This is a genomic window from Planktothrix rubescens CCAP 1459/22, from assembly GCA_904830895.1.
Lineage (GTDB): Bacteria > Cyanobacteriota > Cyanobacteriia > Cyanobacteriales > Microcoleaceae > Planktothrix > Planktothrix agardhii.
This window is the reverse complement of the sequence record LR882958.1, coordinates 1848163-1863807: the sequence shown is the minus strand read 5'-3', so window position 1 is coordinate 1863807 and position 15645 is coordinate 1848163. Positions and strand designations below refer to the sequence as shown.

Genomic DNA, 15645 nt, shown 5'->3' with positions numbered 1-15645 from the left:
AAAATAGGCCGTGTTAAATCGAACTCAATTATTAATCAGTAGTGTATTTATGGCTGTGATTGCTATAAGTACACCCCAAATTACTCAAGCTACGGAAATTGTAGCTCAAGCCAACCCCCAAGCTAACAAACAGCTTAACGATTTGTTAGAACAGGGTCGGAAGTTGGTGGATTCTGGAGATGTAGAAAATGCCATTAGCATCTATACCCAGGCCGTTAGTTTAGATCCTAGAAACCCTAAAATTTATTCTGGGATTGCCTACCTAGAAGCATTACGCGGTAACTTCCAAGTGGCCGCCCAATATTATCAAAACGCCTTAATCCTAGAACCGAATAATGCTGATTTTCAGTACGGTTTAGGGTTTACCCTCGCCAATTTAAAACAATATGATGCGGCCGCGGACGCCTATCGTCGAGCCACCATGCTCAAACGAGACAACATCCCGGCTCACCAGGGATTAGCGGCTACCCTATTCCGTAAAGGGGACTATGCGGGGGCAATCCGAGCCTATCAAACCCTCCTGACCGTTGATCCGCGCAATTGGCAAGCCTATTCTGCTATGGGAATGGCTTTTCTGAAGCAAGAGAACGTCAGCAAAGCCTTAGAAGTGCTGCAACAGGCGGAGATGTTAGCCCCGAATGAAGCCAGTGTCCAGATTAAATTAGGGGCCGCTTTATTAAAATATGGCGATCGCAATGGCGGAATTGCAGCCTTTGAAAAAGCCGCCCAACTCGCCCCCCGGGATGGCGATGTGCAATTCCAAATCGGTGAAATTTTCAGGGTGGAACAGAACTTTGAAGCCGCCAGCCAAGCCTATCAACGGGCTTTAGCCTTAAAACCGACCCTGATGGCGGCCAATGCAGCCCTCGGTGAAATTCAACTAGCAAAAGAAGATTATGTCGGGGCGATTATTAGTTATCGTCGGGTGATTGAAAATAATCCCGATGATGCTTCCGCCCATTTTGGTATGGGAATGGCCCTTAAAGGTCGGGGGAGTCGGGAGACACAGGCGATCACGTTTTTCCAAAAAGCTCTGGAACTTTATCAACAACAAGGAAATACTGAAGGAGTGCAAAAATCCCAAGCTGTCCTAAAGGAATTGCAAAAGAAAAAGTAAATAGAAAACCGGGGCAGTAAATCGCTGCTGCCCTGCTATGATACTTTGCAATTAAGGAACAGTTTGATTTTTGCCCAGTCGTATTTTGTAAATACTAAATATTATTTCTAAGTGAGGAGTCAAATATGACCATCAAAGTCAGCGCTCAAGGTTTATCTCAATATTTAATCGGCGCTGGTATCGCAATAGCCGCGTTATTTTTAGGGGGACAGCAACCCGGTACCGCCGAAACCGCCCCCGCCCCGGAAAACCTCAGTGCGGCTTCCTCTACCCCTATCCCGATTATTCCCAGTCAGTCCCTCAACCCCATAGTTCCACCCTTGGATAACCCGGGCTTGTTTTTGCCCTCCTTAGAACAGCCTAAGCGTGTAATTTTACGGTTAGGTCAACGCCGGGTTTATTTGTATCAGGGAGAACAGGTAATTGCCAGTTATCCAGTGGCGGTAGGGAAAGAGGGATGGGAAACCCCAACCGGGAATTTTAAAGTCATGCAAAAAATTGAAAACCCGGTTTGGCAAGATCCCTGGACGGGAGAAGTCCGTTCTCCGGGGCCAAATACAGCCTTGGGATTGCGTTGGATTGGCTTCTGGACAGATGGAAAAGATGCGATTGGATTCCATGGCACCCCAACGGTAAACTCCATCGGACAGGCGGCTTCCCATGGCTGTGTAAGGATGCGTAATGAGGATGTTGTCGCCCTATTTGAACAGGTTGATGTCGGAACTCCGGTGATTGTGGAACCTTAATCTAGTTTAGATATTATTGAGATTTTGGGGAATCGAGGAAAGTTAAAGTCTCTCCTGATTCCTTTTTTTTATTGTCTCTCAAGGGCAGATTAGGGTTATGATCGGGAAATCAATACTCATTCAAGGGGAAGAATGATGGTGCGGAAACGTCTTTCCGATATGGTACGCCAAGAAACAGAAAAAAGTTCAATGGCTGAAGTGGAAATTGTACCTGATGAAAGTGTGGTTATGACTGAATCAACCGCCTTACCCACAACATCTGAAAATCAGGAGCGATCGCTTCAAGAAAAAGTCTTACAATTACAAGCGGAATTAAACGACAAAAATCTATTTATTGATCGAATGAAAACTGAAATTCAAGAAGCCGATTTAAAAGGGAAATTACAAAAAGCTCAAGATACAGCCTTACAATTATCTGAGGTAAATTCTAAATTAATTGCAGAATTGAAAACCCTAAAACAAGAAAATGAATCCTTGAAAACAGCCTTGGAACCCAAACTTCAACCTTTACCCCCGAAAGCACTCGAAAAACCCAAGGCCTATCCATTATCCCGTCGTCCCTATTCTTCCACCTCTCAACCCGCTTCTAATGAGGATTTTTCGAGTAGCACTTGGTTACTTTAGATCCATATAAGCCCTCTTTTTTTACTAAGATTAGGGCTGTTTCATTCGCTAAAAATTAGGTACAAAAAAGCCAAAGGTTGAGTCATTTCTTAAATAAAGAAACTTTATGCGGTTAAAACCGCACGATTCGCTGATATCTCAGGTCTAAAGACACTGAGTTTTACGCTTACCGGATATTTCTATAATCGCTTGGGTTAATCCTTCTAGGGTATATTCTTGGGCTTCGATGTCTACCCTTCCTAATAAACTTTGACAGCTTTTAGAAGTTTGGGGGCCAATCGAAGCAATCCAAATTGTGTCTAAATAATTGGGGGGTAAAGATTGTTCCGGTAGGGTTTGAATCAGTTGACAGAAATTTTTGACGGTTTTAGAACTAGCAAAAGTAATTATATCAATTTTTTGGGTCTGTAAAGCGTCTAAAACTTCAGGAGAAATACTATCAGGACAACCGGATTCATAAGCGGCAACTTCCACAAGAATTGCTCCTTTTGCTGTCAATTCCTGCACTAAAATTTCCCGTCCTCCGGTTTCAACTCTGGGAAATAAAATTCTTTTTCCTGCTAAGGATTCTGGAAAATGTTCGACCAGGGAATCCGCAATAAAATCCGGCGGAATAAAATCAGGTTTTAAATAACGTTCTTGCAAACTAGCGGCAGTTTTTTTACCGACTACGGCGATTTTAGTTTGACCTAAACTGCGGGTATCTTTTCCTAGGGTAATTAAGCGATTAAAAAAGTATTGAACTGCGTTAGAAGAAGTTAAAATTAACCAATCAAAGGGATTTTCTGATGAACTTCCTAATTGTACAATAGCCTGATCTAAACTTTCCCAACTAGATGGAGGTGTAATCACTAAAGCGGGCATTTCAATAACAATTGCTCCTTGAGCTTTTAATAAGTCACTTTGGATGCTTGATTGTTCTACGGAGCGAGTAACTAATATAGTTTTACCTAATAGTAGTTGGTTCATAATATGTTGATTTAAAATAGTATTTTTTGGTAGTTGATTCTGTTGCCAAGGGTATTGATCAGGGTTGATAAAATCGCGTAAACGAACAACTTCACCCACCACAATCACACAGGGAGATAGGGATTGATTGGCTGTTATTTCTACAATATCATTTAATCTGCCAACCCAAACTTTTTGTTGGGGACAACCGCCCGATTGAATAATAGCAATTGAGGTTTGAGGAAGTCGTTCATGGCGTAAAAGTTGATGGACAATTTCGGCTAAATTCCGTCCTCCCATTAAAATAACTAGGGTTTCTATTTGGGAAACAATTTGCCAATCTAGGGCTTCTAAATCATGGGCAGTTAGGACGGCAAAACAACGACTCATTACCGGGTCTGTTAGGGGAATATGGGCGAGGGTTGGAGCCGCCAAAGCCGAAGAAAGTCCGGGGATTACTTCAAATTTGCATTCCGATTCAATTAAATCTTGAATTTCCGATGTTGTCCGTCCAAAAATAAAAGGATCGCCTCCTTTTAAACGGATAACTTGTTTTCCTTCTTGACAATATTTAACCAATAATTGATTGATTTCCGTCTGGAGAGTGCTGGGTTTTCCACCTCGTTTTCCGACTTCTAATTTTAAACAATTTGCCGGAACTAAGGTTAAAATAGAATTATCTACTAAGGCATCATAAATAATTACTTCTGCTTGGGAAAGTAACTGTTGGGCTTGTAGGGTAAGATAGGCAATTTCCCCTAGCCCAGCCCCCATTAAATAAACTTTTCCAGTTGGGTTGATCATTGATAAATTTCATAAAAATTAAGGTTCAAATCTGATTTTATCCTAATTTCAGGGTGTGAAACTTTAAGAAGTGTCACAGGGGCGATCGCAATTTTAATATTTTTATCCATAATCGGGGTTAAAAGGAAACAGGGAAATCCGGCTTTTAAATAGAAAGCACTTACTAAATTTCATCTATCATTAATTAGGATTAATAACCATGAGAGTTCAGTTTAATTATGGTTTTTTTGGTTTAGGATTAACTATCATTTTGTTAATTCTGTTTAGTGTGTTACAATGGTTACAAATTTCGGCAGGAACCTTTTTAGATTGGGTAATTGCCTGTGCAATTTTTTGGTGGTTATTATTAATTGTAACTGTTCCTTGGAATATTCATTTTGAAGCTAAAGAAGTTTTAGCCGAAGCCGAAGAATCGAAAAAAAAAGGGATTCCCGTTGAACCGAAACAAGTGGAATATGTAACCAAATTAGCCCGACGTTCCCTGGGGGTAGCTTTGGGTTTACACTTAATATCTACTTTAGGACTTTATGGGTTAGCTTGGTCGGGAATTAGTTTAGTCGGTTATTTGGGTGCGGGGGCGGCTTTATTATTAACAATTTTACGGCCATCGGTGCGGGCTTACCAATATTTATCGGCACGATTATCAATGGTTAGACGTCAGATTTCTTACCCCCGTGAGGACGTGGTAGAATTGCGAAATCGTTTTGAAACGGTAGAATTAACCTTAAAAGAATTACAAAGCCAATTAAACCTTAAATATGCCGATTCTTGGGCTTCTCAACAGGAACAAAGATGGCAAGCAACCCGTCAAGATTTCACCCGATTAACGGCGGATTTAGAAACATTAAAAGCCACTAATTTATCCGAACATGAGCGTTTAGAAAAAGAGGCAAAAAATGCGATCGCTCAATTAACCACCGATGGAAAATTCCTCAATCATGTTAGAGAAATTATTAGATTTGTAAAAGAAGCATAAAAATTGAGGGGAGAAGGAAAAATAATTATTTCTCTCCCTTTTTTTGTGTCTTTGTGTCTTTGTGTTTGCTTAAATTTCATAAAGTCTTCTTAATAAAGCTAAAATTTGATCGCCGTAGGTGGAATCATCTGACCATCTCCCGCTTAATTGTTGGACAAAAGGAGCAATTCCTCGTGTGACAAATTCAAAGCGAGGATCAACAATATCTTGGACTAAAGGTTCATAACTCGCGTAGGCTTTTAGATGTTGAATATGGGCTCTAACTCCGATTTGAATTGTCGGGAAAGAAGCACTTTCGGAAGCACCTCCCAAACTTCCTAAACCTCCAAAATTGTTTTGTTCGGGTTTGAGAGTTCCGCCAAATTGTAGAAAGTTGGTTTCCAAACACATTTGAGAGAACGCAATATCGTGATTCACTCCTTCTGTAGCCGATTCTTCTCGATAAAATTTAGCAATTTCAGGAACAGTATTAATCATATTAGAATCTTGAGTTTTGATAAACATAATTAGTTGAACTTCTGTGGTTAAGCCATTGCCCATAATCTGATCCATTTGACTATTATAGGGACGAATATTAGAACGAAAAACCACACTTCGATTGGGATTATCCCAGCCCACAGAAATTCCAAAATTTTTGAAATCAACGGCTCGAATATAAACAATATTATTATATCTAATTCTTCTGATCCTAGAAGAAATTTCTGATAAATTCAAGCCAAATTTATCGACTAAATCAATGGGAATATAAGCATTTCCATTGACTAAAATTCCATTTTCCCCATAGCGACGGCCATTAATATTAATTCCAATCGAACCATAAACGGGTGTACCTGGGGGAACATTTGGAATAGGATTTGTTGAACCATTTCCTAACCAATTAGTGAGTCCATTAGCAATTCCAATCGCTATATCTTGACGTCGGTTTTGAATTAAAGCCCGATCAGTGGGATTAGTTAGAAATCCCAATTCCAGATAGAGAGAAGGAATACTAATCCAACGGCAAAAAATTAAACTTCCTAAGCCAGTTTCGGTGTCCGGTTTTGTCCCGCGATTGGGAAGTTGAGGGACTTGTTGAAGCAGGGATAATAATAGGGATTCCGCGTCTTGTTTTCGGGATTGATTACCCGCAATATAAAAGGCTGTAGCCCCTCGAATTAGAGGGTTTGATGAGCCTCCCATTTGCAATTCTAAAGCAATATCTCCTGAGCGAGAATGGGCATTAATCCAATCAATAGTTTGAGTTTGACTCAAATCATCAGGAACCGAAATCACTTGTAAACCCCTAGAGCGCAATTCACCAACGACTAAATCCCGAATCCGAATTATTTCTTGGGCTTCGGTTGTCCCTCCAGCAACCGTACCTGGGTCTCTTGCACCATTTTCAAATCCTCCATGACCTGCGGATAAAAAAATTCTTGTCATTAGTTTATGCTCTCAATTTTAAGTTTAATATTAAGGTTAAATATTTTGATTCCCTTTATGGTTTTACACTGTAATCAGGCATTTGTCACCCTCGCCGATCCGAAAATGGAAATTTTGGTTGAGTTTTATTCTCAACTATTGGGAATACAACCGTTAAATTATATTCCCCATCGTTATGCAGAATTTCAGTTACCGAGTTTGAAATTAGGAATTTTTAAACCCCAAACTACTGATATTTCTGAATTTTCTCCGACGGGTAAAACGGGCATGAGTTTGTGTTTAGAAGTCCCAAATTTAGAACAAGCGATCGCCCATTTAGAAGCATTAGGATATCCTCCCCCTGGAGAAATCATTACGGCTGCCCACGGTCGAGAAATTTATGCTTATGATCCGATGGGAAACCGTTTAATTTTATATCAAATTTAGGGGAATTATTCACCGCATTAAATCTAAGAGGGTGTAAAGGCTCATTATTAACAATAATATTGCCAGTTTTTGGGTGAGTTGTAAACTGGGGGAAGGAATCATAGCTTCCCTAACTAGAATCGAAGTGGATGATCCCGCAACATAACTCATCGACAGTACCAAATAGGGCCATTGTTGATTCCCCATCCAAATTAAAAGTAAAAAAAATCCTAACATTAACATCAGTAACTCAATAAATTGAGGGGGGTTATATTGGGTTGATAATACTAAAGTTTGCCACCAAAAATTCCAACGTCTAATCATGATTAATTATCAACTGTAAATCACTATTTATTGTAGATTTATTGTAGTCAGGTTTGTTGTTGTAAATCGGATAAAGCTGTTTCCGTCTCTACCTGTTCAAATTGTTGATAAAACCGACCAACATTAAAAAAGGGATCGGGGGTTTCTAAGACAATAACCCGATCGCCCCATTGCTGCATAGAAGGAATTAATTCTAGCGGGGCCACGGGAACACAAATCCAAATTGCCATGGGGTGATGAGCTTTCAATGCCTTTGCCGCCACAGCCATCGTCATTCCAGTGGCAATACCATCATCAACAATCAGGGCTAAAGCTCCATGGGGGTTAACATCTGGACAAGCCGGAGAAAGCTGTTCCCAACCCTGCTGGGCTTTGGTCTGAGCCTGTTCTAATATCCTTTGTTGAAGCTCCAGATCGAGGGGTTTGCGTTTCGACCATAATACATGACCATCGGAGGTGACTGCACCCAAGGCCAATTCTGGGTTATCGGGGAAGGTGATTTTTTTGGCCACAATTACACTCAAAGGAGCCTGCAACCCTTGAGCAATAGGCACAGCCACGGGTACACCTCCACGGGGTAAGGCATAAACCACTATTTTTGTATCCCGATTTGGGTGTTCTAAACTTATCTGTAACAAAATTTCTTTTGCCAGTTGCTCACCCGCTTGAGTCCGATCTTTAAATATTGGTGTGAATAACATGATCTGCTTGCCCCCTGCCATCCCATCAACTCTATGATGACTGTTGCTGTTGAGAGTTGCAACTTGATAAATTCCCACTGGATGGAAAATAGTTGTAAATTGGGTATCGGTTAATCATTAATACCCCATACCCTACTCTATTTGATTATGTCTGATCACGAACAATTGAGTTTATTTGATTTTAAAAATACTGAACCTGCTGCTCCGTTAATAAATTTGAATCGGGATTTAATTCCGACTGATGCTAAAATTGCGATTCCTTTAGGAACTTATCAAACCTTAGAAGAAATTGCTAACCATTGTAATCATTGTTATCGTTGTGAATTAGGGCAAAATCGTACCCATGCGGTCATTGGTAGAGGTAATATTCAAGCGCCAATTATGATTATCGGAGAAGCACCGGGGCAAAATGAAGATGAACAGGGTTTACCCTTTGTTGGCAGGTCGGGACAACTGTTAGAAAAAATTTTAGAATCCGTGGGTTTAACTACGGATAAAGAGGTTTATATTTCTAATGCCATTCGCTGTCGTCCGCCGAATAATCGCACTCCTACCCCGCAAGAAATCGAAGCCTGTAAACCCTATTTATTAGAACAAATTCGTTTAGTTAATCCAAAAATTATTTTATTAACCGGAGCAACGGCGGTTAAATCTTTATTAGGAGATAAACGAGGAATTAGTAAAATTAGAGGGCAATGGATGGAGTGGGAAGGGCGATTATGTATGCCAATTTTTCACCCAGCTTATTTATTAAGAAATCCCTCTAAGGAACAGGGATCACCGAAATGGTTAATGTGGCAAGATATTCAGGAAGTTTACAATAAATTGCATGAATAATCTTGCCATCGTAGTGAGCCCTTCAGGGCTTTCTTACATCCTTTATAATCACAATCGTAGTGAGTCCTTCAGGGCTCTCTTACATCCTTTATAATCACCAAAATTATGAGGTTTAATAAATAATATTATGGGTCTTTCTATTCTAAGTTTAATTCGGTTAAGTTGCAGTTCCCTAGTCGGTAATCCCGTTCGCTCTTTTCTATCAGGAATTGGGGTATTTATGGGAGTCGTGGCGGTGAGTGCAACCTTGCAAGTTAAAAATATTAGCACGGCGGTTATTAAACAACAATTGGCTGAACGAGATGCACCACAAGTTGGCATATATTCACCCTGGAACCCGATTACAAAACAGTTGGCAGAACTGAGTTTAGAAGATATTATAATCCTACAAAAACAGTTAAAAGGGTTACAATCTATTAGCGGAATAAGTTCGATGTATTCCACAGAGGTTATTTTTCAGAATCAGCAAGCTAATCCTGAGACTATAGCCACAACAATCAATTTTTTAAACACATCAGGACGTAAATTAATTGCTGGACGAGCTTTTAATCCCAGTGATTTTGAAAACTATCAACCTGTAGTTATTATTGATCAATTTTTAGCAGATAAACTTTTTGAAAAATCAAATCCTTTAGGAAAAACTATTTATCTAAATCTTAGACCTTATGTGGTGGTTGGGATTGTTGTGACTAAACCTCTATGGAGCGGGCAAGAACCCAAAGGATTAGTTTATCTTCCTATGGCAATTTATAGTGCAGTTACAGGACAAAAATCAATTGAAAGTTTGTCGTTACGTCCTCATAAAATCGAAGATTTAGATACTTTAGAAAAACAAGCAAAAAAAATATTAGAGCAACGCTTTCCTGGGTATGAAGTTTGGAGTGGGAATACAGTTGAACAAATTTTACAACAGCAAAAAACCCTAGATTCTGTTTCTAAAGCGTTATTAGTTGTAGGTGCTATTTCTTTAATTGTCGGAGGAGTTGGGATTGCTAATATTACTATTGCTTCGGTGATCGAACGTACCCCAGAAATCGGACTCAGGCGGGCGGTGGGTGCGACCCAATTAGATATTATGTTACAGTTTATTTTAGAAGCAGCTATTTTAAGTTTTATTGGGGGAAATATTGCGATTATTACCGTTCATGGTGCGACAATTTTGGTAGCTAAACAATTTAAGTTACCCTATCAATTTAACAATAAAACGGCTGCATTAGCTCTGAGTTCAGCGATATTAGTTGGGGTGGGAGCCGGATTTTTCCCCGCTTTACGCGCCAGTCAACTTGACCCGGTAAAAGCGTTAAGAGGAGATTAGAAAACATTAAAAATACAGCATTATGAGTCTTTCTATTCTAAGTTTAATTAAATTAAGTTGTAGTTCGTTATTAGGTAATCCAGTCCGTTCTTTTTTATCAGGAATTGGGGTATTTATGGGGGTGGCTGCGGTGAGTGCAACCTTGCAAGTGGGTAATATTAGCACGGCGATCATTGAGCAACAATTAGCTGAACGAGATGCACCACAAATCCGCATTTTGTCATGGGGAAACCCCATAACAAAAACTCCACCACAACTGAGTTTAGAAGATATAAAAATCTTAAAAAAACAGTTAAAAGGGTTACGATCAATTAGTGGCACGAATGGGATAGGAAGCCCAGAGGTTATTTTTCAAGATCAGCCAGCTAATCCCTATGCAAGAGCGATAACAATCAATTTTTTCAACACATCAGGACAGAGATTAGTTGCTGGACGACCTTTTGATGCCAATGATTTTAAAAACTATAAACCTGTGATTATTATTGATCAATTTTTAGCCGATAAACTCTTTGAAAAAATAAATCCTTTAGGAAAAAATATTTATGTAAACTTTAGACCTTATACTGTGATTGGGATTGTTGCTAGTAGATATTATAGTGAGGAAGAGAAACCAACAGGTTATGTTTATATTCCAATGGCGATTTATAGTGCAATCACAGGAGACCAAAACATTAGATTTTTACAATTACGTCCCGATAAAATTGAAGATTTAGAGACTTTAAGTAAGCAAGCTAAAAAAATATTAGAACAACGATTTCCTGGGGATGAATTTTATGTGGCGAATACTATTGATGACATTTTAGAACAACAAAAAACCTTGGATTCTGTGTCTAAAGCGTTATTAGTTGTAGGTGCGATCGCTTTAATTGTGGGAGGGGTTGGTATTGCTAATATTACGATCGCATCGGTAATAGAAAGAACTCCAGAAATTGGACTCAGGCGGGCGGTGGGTGCGACCCAATTAGATATTCTGTTGCAATTTATTTTAGAAGCAGCGATTTTAAGTTTTGTTGGGGGAACAATTGCGATTATTACTGTTCATGGTGCGACGGTTGTTGTAGCTAAACAATTTAAGTTACCTTATGAATTTGAACAGAAAACGGCTATACTAGCTCTAAGTTCAGCTATATTAGTAGGAGTAGGAGCCGGATTTTTCCCGGCTTTACGCGCCAGTCAACTTGACCCGGTAAAAGCCTTAAAAGGAGAATAGGGGAAAATAAAGAATTGAACACAAAATCAAGGATTAATGGTTATGGAAGAACAGCATAATTTAGGGTTAGAATCATCAGTTAATTCGGAAAATTCAACTGAATCTGAATCTTTTAATTTTTTACCTTTAGGAATTATTATAACTTTAATCTCCGGTATAAGCGGGATAGTTTTTATCGCCCTTCCTTCTCAACCGATTAATAATCCATCCTCTACAAAGTTAGAATTATTCTCTCCTCTAATTCCTGCGGTTCAACCTCCAGCTAATTTTAATCCAGTTCCTCCACCTGCTCCGATTGATTTTATCACGGGAAATTTAATCGCTCCAAATCCTATCAAATCTAACGATATTTTTGGGATTTTAGAAAATACTAAATCTAATAATAATTCTGTTATTGAATTGAATAATTTGGAGAAAAATATATATTTAACTCCCGATCCTGAACCTTTTAATATAGGTAATTATTCGTTTAAAATTGAGTCAGAGGAACCAAATCCCAGGGAAATGATTGAAAATAGTATGACTTCTCTGAATTTAACCGCTAATCGTCCCCAATATCAGAGAATTACTCAACAACCTCCAGAGGTTCAACCTTCTCCCCCGGCTCCGGTTATGGCTGAAACCGATGGCGTTGAATTAACCTTAAATGATGTGATTATTTTGGGCTTAGAAAATAACCGAACGATTAAAAATCAATATTTAGAACGCATTGTCCAACGTCAGGATTTAATCGTTGCTGAAGATAAATTTAATCCTAATTTTACCCCGAATTTATCAATTAATTGGAGTGATATTACTCAAGGAAATTTAACAACAATAACTAATGGTTTAGTGTTATCAGCAGGAGTAGTGATTAAAATTCCCACGGGAGGAGAGTTGAATATGGGTTGGGTTGGACAGCGACAACAACAAAATTATCAAGGTTCAGGAGGTTCGGATCGAGATGTTTTAAGGCAAAATTTAGAATTAACTTTTAAACAACCTTTATTAAGGGGAGCCGGCCAAAGGGTTAATCGTGCTGATATTGAAATTGCACGAATTACAGAAACGATTAATTTACTCAAGTTAAAATCAATTTTAATTGATACAATCACTGAAATTATTATATCCTATCGCAATTTATTAAAAGCCCAAGAACAAGTTAAAATTGATTTACAAGCTTTAGAAAATGCTAAAAAAACAGTAGAAAATACCCAGTTTTTAATTGATGCCGGACGTAAACCTAGAGCCGATTTAATTACGGTACAATCTCAAGTTGCTGATCGAGAAATAGTTTTATTAAGTTCTCGAAATAATTTAAAGCAAACACGACTAAATTTATTGGGATTATTAGATATTGATGAAGATGTTAATATTATAGCCTCTGACAATTTAGAAATTCAGCCCCCAATCTTAGATATTGATCAGATTAGACAGTCTAGTCTTGAGCATCAACCGAGTTATTTAACCGCAAAATTGAATTTAGAAGATGCCAAAACAAAATTAATTGTTGCTGAAAATAATCGCCGTTGGAATATTGATTTACAAACGGTGGTTAAACATAATCCCGCACCGTATAGTGACGACGATCAAACGGAATTCAGCACCGGATTAACCTTTAGTAAAACTCTCGGAGATCGCAGCTTAGAGCGTGAGTTTCAACGGAGTCGAGTTAATGTTTTACAAGCAGAAAACAATTTAAAAGAAGCGATACAAAAAGTTAATACTGATGTAACTACAAATTTACAAGATATTGAATTGAACTTTAAACAAGTTGAGTTAACTCGACGGGCAACGGAGTTAGCTGATCTGCAACTTCGCAACCAAGTGGATAAAATAAAGTTGGGTTTACCGGGAGCTACACTCTTAGATCTAGTACAATTTCAATCTGAATTAAATACAGCCAAAAATCGCGAGTTAAATGCTAAAATAGAGTATCTGAATGCTTTAACGAATTTAGAAAAAAGCCAGGGTATAACCTTAGACACCTTGGGAATTACCCTGGAACAACAACCTCAGCAAAATAATGAATGATTCCGCTCTGATTGAGTTAACTGTAGATACAGAAAATTTCCCCCAGGATAAACAACATCGACGGTTAGATGTGTGGTTATCTCAACAGATTCCTGATCTATCTCGATCACGAATTCAAACTTTAATCAGTACCGGATGGGTAAAAATTAATCAACAGGTTTGTACGACTAAAAAAGTGTCTGTGCAAGGTGGCGATCGCTTAGAAATTATTCTCCCACCACCCCAACCTTTAGACCTGAAAGCAGTAGATATTCCTCTGGATATTTTATATGAAGATGATTGTCTTTTAATTCTAAATAAACCTGCGGGATTAGTAGTTCATCCCTCTCCAGGACATCAGAATGATACCCTAGTTAATCGTTTATTAGCCCATTGTGATCAATTATCAGGAATTGGTGGGGTACAAAGACCAGGAATTGTGCATCGTTTAGATAAGGATACCACCGGGGCAATAGTGGTGGCAAAAACGGATTTTGCCCTGCAAAGTTTACAAGCTCAAATTAAGTCTAAAACTGCCCGGCGTCAATATTTAGGCGTGGTTTATGGGGTTCCTAAAACCAACTCAGGAACGATTAATCAACCTATTGGTCGTCATCCGATTGATCGCAAAAGAATGGCAATTGTTCCCATAGAAAACGGGGGACGGGAAGCGATTACCCATTGGCAAATGCAAGAACGAATCGGGAACTATACGTTAATGTTATTTACCTTAGAAACCGGACGTACCCATCAAATTCGGGTGCATACTGCTTCTATGGGAAATCCGATTGTTGGTGATCCTGAATATAGTCGAGGAAAAGCGATTGGTGTGAATTTACCCGGACAGGCGCTTCATGCTTGGAAATTAACCTTAAATCATCCAATTTCAGGAGAAATAATTGAAGCGATCGCTCCAATTCCAGATACTCTAAAAACGCTTTTAGAAGTCCTACGCCGCCGTTAACCGTAGTGAGCCTTTCAAGGCTCTCAGAGAGTCCTAAAGGACTCACTACGATAAAAAAATTAGGGTCTACAAAGGCAAAATTACCGTAAATATTGTTCCCTCTCCCGGTTCACTTTTAACTGTAATTTTACCTTGGTGTAAATCAACAGCTTGTTTAACAATTGATAATCCTAACCCTGTCCCTTTAATATTTCCTACGTTACTAGCGCGTTCAAATTGTTGAAATAGTTTATTTTGATAATCTTTCGGTAAACCAATTCCTTGATCGGCCACTTCACACCGGACAAATTGACCCTCTTGGTGAATTGTCAGGCTTACTTTACCCCCATCAGGAGAATATTTGATCGCATTAGATAACAAATTTAATAAAATATGACGCAATAAATGTTTATCTAAGTTTCCCAAAATAACGTCTGGAAAAGTGATTAATACCAGGGGATTTTTATTATTAGCAATGGGTTTAATTTCTTCGATAATGGCTTGACAAAATTCAACAATTTCTAGGGGTTCAGGACTAAAGATTAGTTTCCCAGATTCAGCCTGACTTAATATTAACAAATCTTCTAAAAGATTGTTCATATTCTGCACTGAGTTTTGAATTCTATCTAAATGTTTTTGCTTTTTATCTTCTGGCCATTTTTCACTATAATCTTTCAACATTCCGGCGGACATTTGAATCGCTGTTAATGGGGTTTTTAAATCATGGGAAGCAATGGAGAAAAACCGCGATTTATCATCGTTAACCGATTGGGCTTCTTGCAAAGAATGCTGCATTTGTAAGGAGGCTTGATGCTTTTTCAAGGCAATTTTAATCGCCGCATGAACTTCTCGATCCTTAAACGGTTTCAGAATATATCCATAGGATTCCGTTTTTTCAGCCCGTTCTAAGGTTTCATCATCAGCATAAGCTGTTACATAAATAACCGGAATATTAAACTTTTCTTGAATAATTTTTGCCGTTTCAATTCCATCTAAATCCCCCTTAATTACAATATCCATCAAAATTAAATCCGGTTGGGTTTCTGTCACTTTTTCTAATGCCGATACACTAGAGGACGCAATCCCCACCACCACATATTCTAGTTTTTCTAATTTCCTCGCCAATCCTTTGGCAATGATCAATTCATCTTCGACGATTAAAATTTTAATGGCTGCCATTTTTTTCCCTCCTTTCCCTATTAACTATATTAACATTTTTTTATTTGATCCAGTTTGGCTGTATACGGATAATCTGTTAGTGCGTGGGAGAAGCTATACAGG

The 15645-nt window shown here is 38.7% G+C and carries 15 protein-coding genes; 10 read left to right on the top strand and 5 right to left on the bottom strand.

All coding sequences use genetic code 11. The features are described from left to right. The first annotated feature begins 10 nt into the window (after positions 1 to 10). The 3 genes from NMG86_RS08750 (at position 11) to NMG86_RS08740 (ending at position 2487) form a co-directional block, all read left to right on the top strand. Positions 11 to 1117, top strand: a complete 1107-nt coding sequence (locus NMG86_RS08750; RefSeq protein WP_026797460.1) for a tetratricopeptide repeat protein — start codon at positions 11 to 13, stop codon at positions 1115 to 1117. A gap of 125 nt (positions 1118 to 1242) precedes the next feature. Further along, positions 1243 to 1863, top strand: coding sequence for a L,D-transpeptidase (locus NMG86_RS08745; RefSeq protein ID WP_026787297.1), 621 nt, complete (start codon positions 1243 to 1245; stop codon positions 1861 to 1863). A gap of 132 nt (positions 1864 to 1995) precedes the next feature. Next, the gene (locus NMG86_RS08740; RefSeq protein ID WP_141293957.1) at positions 1996 to 2487 is read left to right on the top strand and encodes a hypothetical protein; all 492 of its coding nucleotides are present in this window, start codon (positions 1996 to 1998) and stop codon (positions 2485 to 2487) included. Between the two features lie 144 nt (positions 2488 to 2631). Here the strand turns inward: NMG86_RS08740 and cobA are convergent, their stop codons facing one another. Further along, positions 2632 to 4239: a uroporphyrinogen-III C-methyltransferase gene (gene cobA / locus NMG86_RS08735; RefSeq protein WP_026787299.1), complete on the bottom strand. Its 1608-nt coding sequence runs from the start codon at positions 4237 to 4239 to the stop codon at positions 2632 to 2634. Between the two features lie 199 nt (positions 4240 to 4438). Here cobA and NMG86_RS08730 point away from each other — a divergent pair, with 199 nt between their 5' ends. Further along, positions 4439 to 5215, top strand: coding sequence for a hypothetical protein (locus NMG86_RS08730; protein WP_026787300.1), 777 nt, complete (start codon positions 4439 to 4441; stop codon positions 5213 to 5215). Between the two features lie 69 nt (positions 5216 to 5284). Here NMG86_RS08730 and tftA read toward each other — a convergent pair whose 3' ends face one another. Further along, positions 5285 to 6637: a hormogonium tapered terminus morphoprotein TftA gene (tftA, locus tag NMG86_RS08725; protein WP_026797459.1), complete on the bottom strand. Its 1353-nt coding sequence runs from the start codon at positions 6635 to 6637 to the stop codon at positions 5285 to 5287. A 57-nt stretch (positions 6638 to 6694) separates the two neighbouring features. Between tftA and NMG86_RS08720 the strand changes: the two genes are divergently transcribed. After that, positions 6695 to 7063: a VOC family protein gene (locus NMG86_RS08720; RefSeq protein WP_026787302.1), complete on the top strand. Its 369-nt coding sequence runs from the start codon at positions 6695 to 6697 to the stop codon at positions 7061 to 7063. A gap of 9 nt (positions 7064 to 7072) precedes the next feature. On the opposite strand, the gene NMG86_RS08715 is transcribed toward NMG86_RS08720, so the two are convergent. Then, positions 7073 to 7366, bottom strand: coding sequence for a hypothetical protein (locus tag NMG86_RS08715; protein ID WP_264477077.1), 294 nt, complete (start codon positions 7364 to 7366; stop codon positions 7073 to 7075). A gap of 47 nt (positions 7367 to 7413) precedes the next feature. After that, positions 7414 to 8067 (bottom strand): phosphoribosyltransferase, encoded by a 654-nt coding sequence (locus NMG86_RS08710; protein ID WP_026797457.1) that lies wholly within the window; start codon positions 8065 to 8067, stop codon positions 7414 to 7416. Between the two features lie 147 nt (positions 8068 to 8214). Here NMG86_RS08710 and NMG86_RS08705 point away from each other — a divergent pair, with 147 nt between their 5' ends. The 5 genes from NMG86_RS08705 to NMG86_RS08685 all read left to right on the top strand — a co-directional run bounded on the left by NMG86_RS08705 (position 8215) and on the right by NMG86_RS08685 (position 14385). Continuing rightward, positions 8215 to 8904 (top strand): uracil-DNA glycosylase, encoded by a 690-nt coding sequence (locus NMG86_RS08705; RefSeq protein ID WP_026797456.1) that lies wholly within the window; start codon positions 8215 to 8217, stop codon positions 8902 to 8904. 127 nt (positions 8905 to 9031) lie between these two features. Further along, complete coding sequence (locus NMG86_RS08700; protein ID WP_026797455.1) at positions 9032 to 10219, top strand: ABC transporter permease; 1188 nt, start codon at positions 9032 to 9034, stop codon at positions 10217 to 10219. A 22-nt stretch (positions 10220 to 10241) separates the two neighbouring features. Continuing rightward, on the top strand, positions 10242 to 11429 hold the full coding sequence (locus tag NMG86_RS08695) for an ABC transporter permease (RefSeq protein ID WP_026787307.1): 1188 nt from the start codon (positions 10242 to 10244) through the stop codon (positions 11427 to 11429). Positions 11430 to 11471: 42 nt separating this feature from the next. Beyond that, positions 11472 to 13442 (top strand): TolC family protein, encoded by a 1971-nt coding sequence (locus tag NMG86_RS08690; RefSeq protein WP_052338676.1) that lies wholly within the window; start codon positions 11472 to 11474, stop codon positions 13440 to 13442. Beyond that, positions 13435 to 14385, top strand: a complete 951-nt coding sequence (locus tag NMG86_RS08685) for an RluA family pseudouridine synthase (protein ID WP_043938755.1) — start codon at positions 13435 to 13437, stop codon at positions 14383 to 14385. Before NMG86_RS08690 ends, NMG86_RS08685 begins: the two co-directional genes overlap by 8 nt. 66 nt (positions 14386 to 14451) lie before the next feature. On the opposite strand, the gene NMG86_RS08680 is transcribed toward NMG86_RS08685, so the two are convergent. Next, complete coding sequence (locus NMG86_RS08680) at positions 14452 to 15543, bottom strand: hybrid sensor histidine kinase/response regulator (RefSeq protein WP_026797453.1); 1092 nt, start codon at positions 15541 to 15543, stop codon at positions 14452 to 14454. Positions 15544 to 15645: the final 102 nt, after the last annotated feature.

What these genes read in the sequence shown, in the direction of transcription:
- NMG86_RS08680 (WP_026797453.1), bottom strand. Translation starts at nt 15,543, where the DNA reads ATGGCAGCCATTAAAATTTTAATCGTCGAAGATGAATTGATCATTGCC.
- NMG86_RS08745 (WP_026787297.1), top strand. Translation starts at nt 1,243, where the DNA reads ATGACCATCAAAGTCAGCGCTCAAGGTTTATCTCAATATTTAATCGGC.
- NMG86_RS08710 (WP_026797457.1), bottom strand. Translation starts at nt 8,067, where the DNA reads ATGTTATTCACACCAATATTTAAAGATCGGACTCAAGCGGGTGAGCAA.
- NMG86_RS08685 (WP_043938755.1), top strand. Translation starts at nt 13,435, where the DNA reads ATGAATGATTCCGCTCTGATTGAGTTAACTGTAGATACAGAAAATTTC.
- NMG86_RS08720 (WP_026787302.1), top strand. Translation starts at nt 6,695, where the DNA reads ATGGTTTTACACTGTAATCAGGCATTTGTCACCCTCGCCGATCCGAAA.
- NMG86_RS08705 (WP_026797456.1), top strand. Translation starts at nt 8,215, where the DNA reads ATGTCTGATCACGAACAATTGAGTTTATTTGATTTTAAAAATACTGAA.
- NMG86_RS08715 (WP_264477077.1), bottom strand. Translation starts at nt 7,366, where the DNA reads ATGATTAGACGTTGGAATTTTTGGTGGCAAACTTTAGTATTATCAACC.
- NMG86_RS08690 (WP_052338676.1), top strand. Translation starts at nt 11,472, where the DNA reads ATGGAAGAACAGCATAATTTAGGGTTAGAATCATCAGTTAATTCGGAA.
- NMG86_RS08740 (WP_141293957.1), top strand. Translation starts at nt 1,996, where the DNA reads ATGATGGTGCGGAAACGTCTTTCCGATATGGTACGCCAAGAAACAGAA.
- NMG86_RS08730 (WP_026787300.1), top strand. Translation starts at nt 4,439, where the DNA reads ATGAGAGTTCAGTTTAATTATGGTTTTTTTGGTTTAGGATTAACTATC.
- NMG86_RS08700 (WP_026797455.1), top strand. Translation starts at nt 9,032, where the DNA reads ATGGGTCTTTCTATTCTAAGTTTAATTCGGTTAAGTTGCAGTTCCCTA.
- NMG86_RS08695 (WP_026787307.1), top strand. Translation starts at nt 10,242, where the DNA reads ATGAGTCTTTCTATTCTAAGTTTAATTAAATTAAGTTGTAGTTCGTTA.
- cobA (WP_026787299.1), bottom strand. Translation starts at nt 4,239, where the DNA reads ATGATCAACCCAACTGGAAAAGTTTATTTAATGGGGGCTGGGCTAGGG.
- tftA (WP_026797459.1), bottom strand. Translation starts at nt 6,637, where the DNA reads ATGACAAGAATTTTTTTATCCGCAGGTCATGGAGGATTTGAAAATGGT.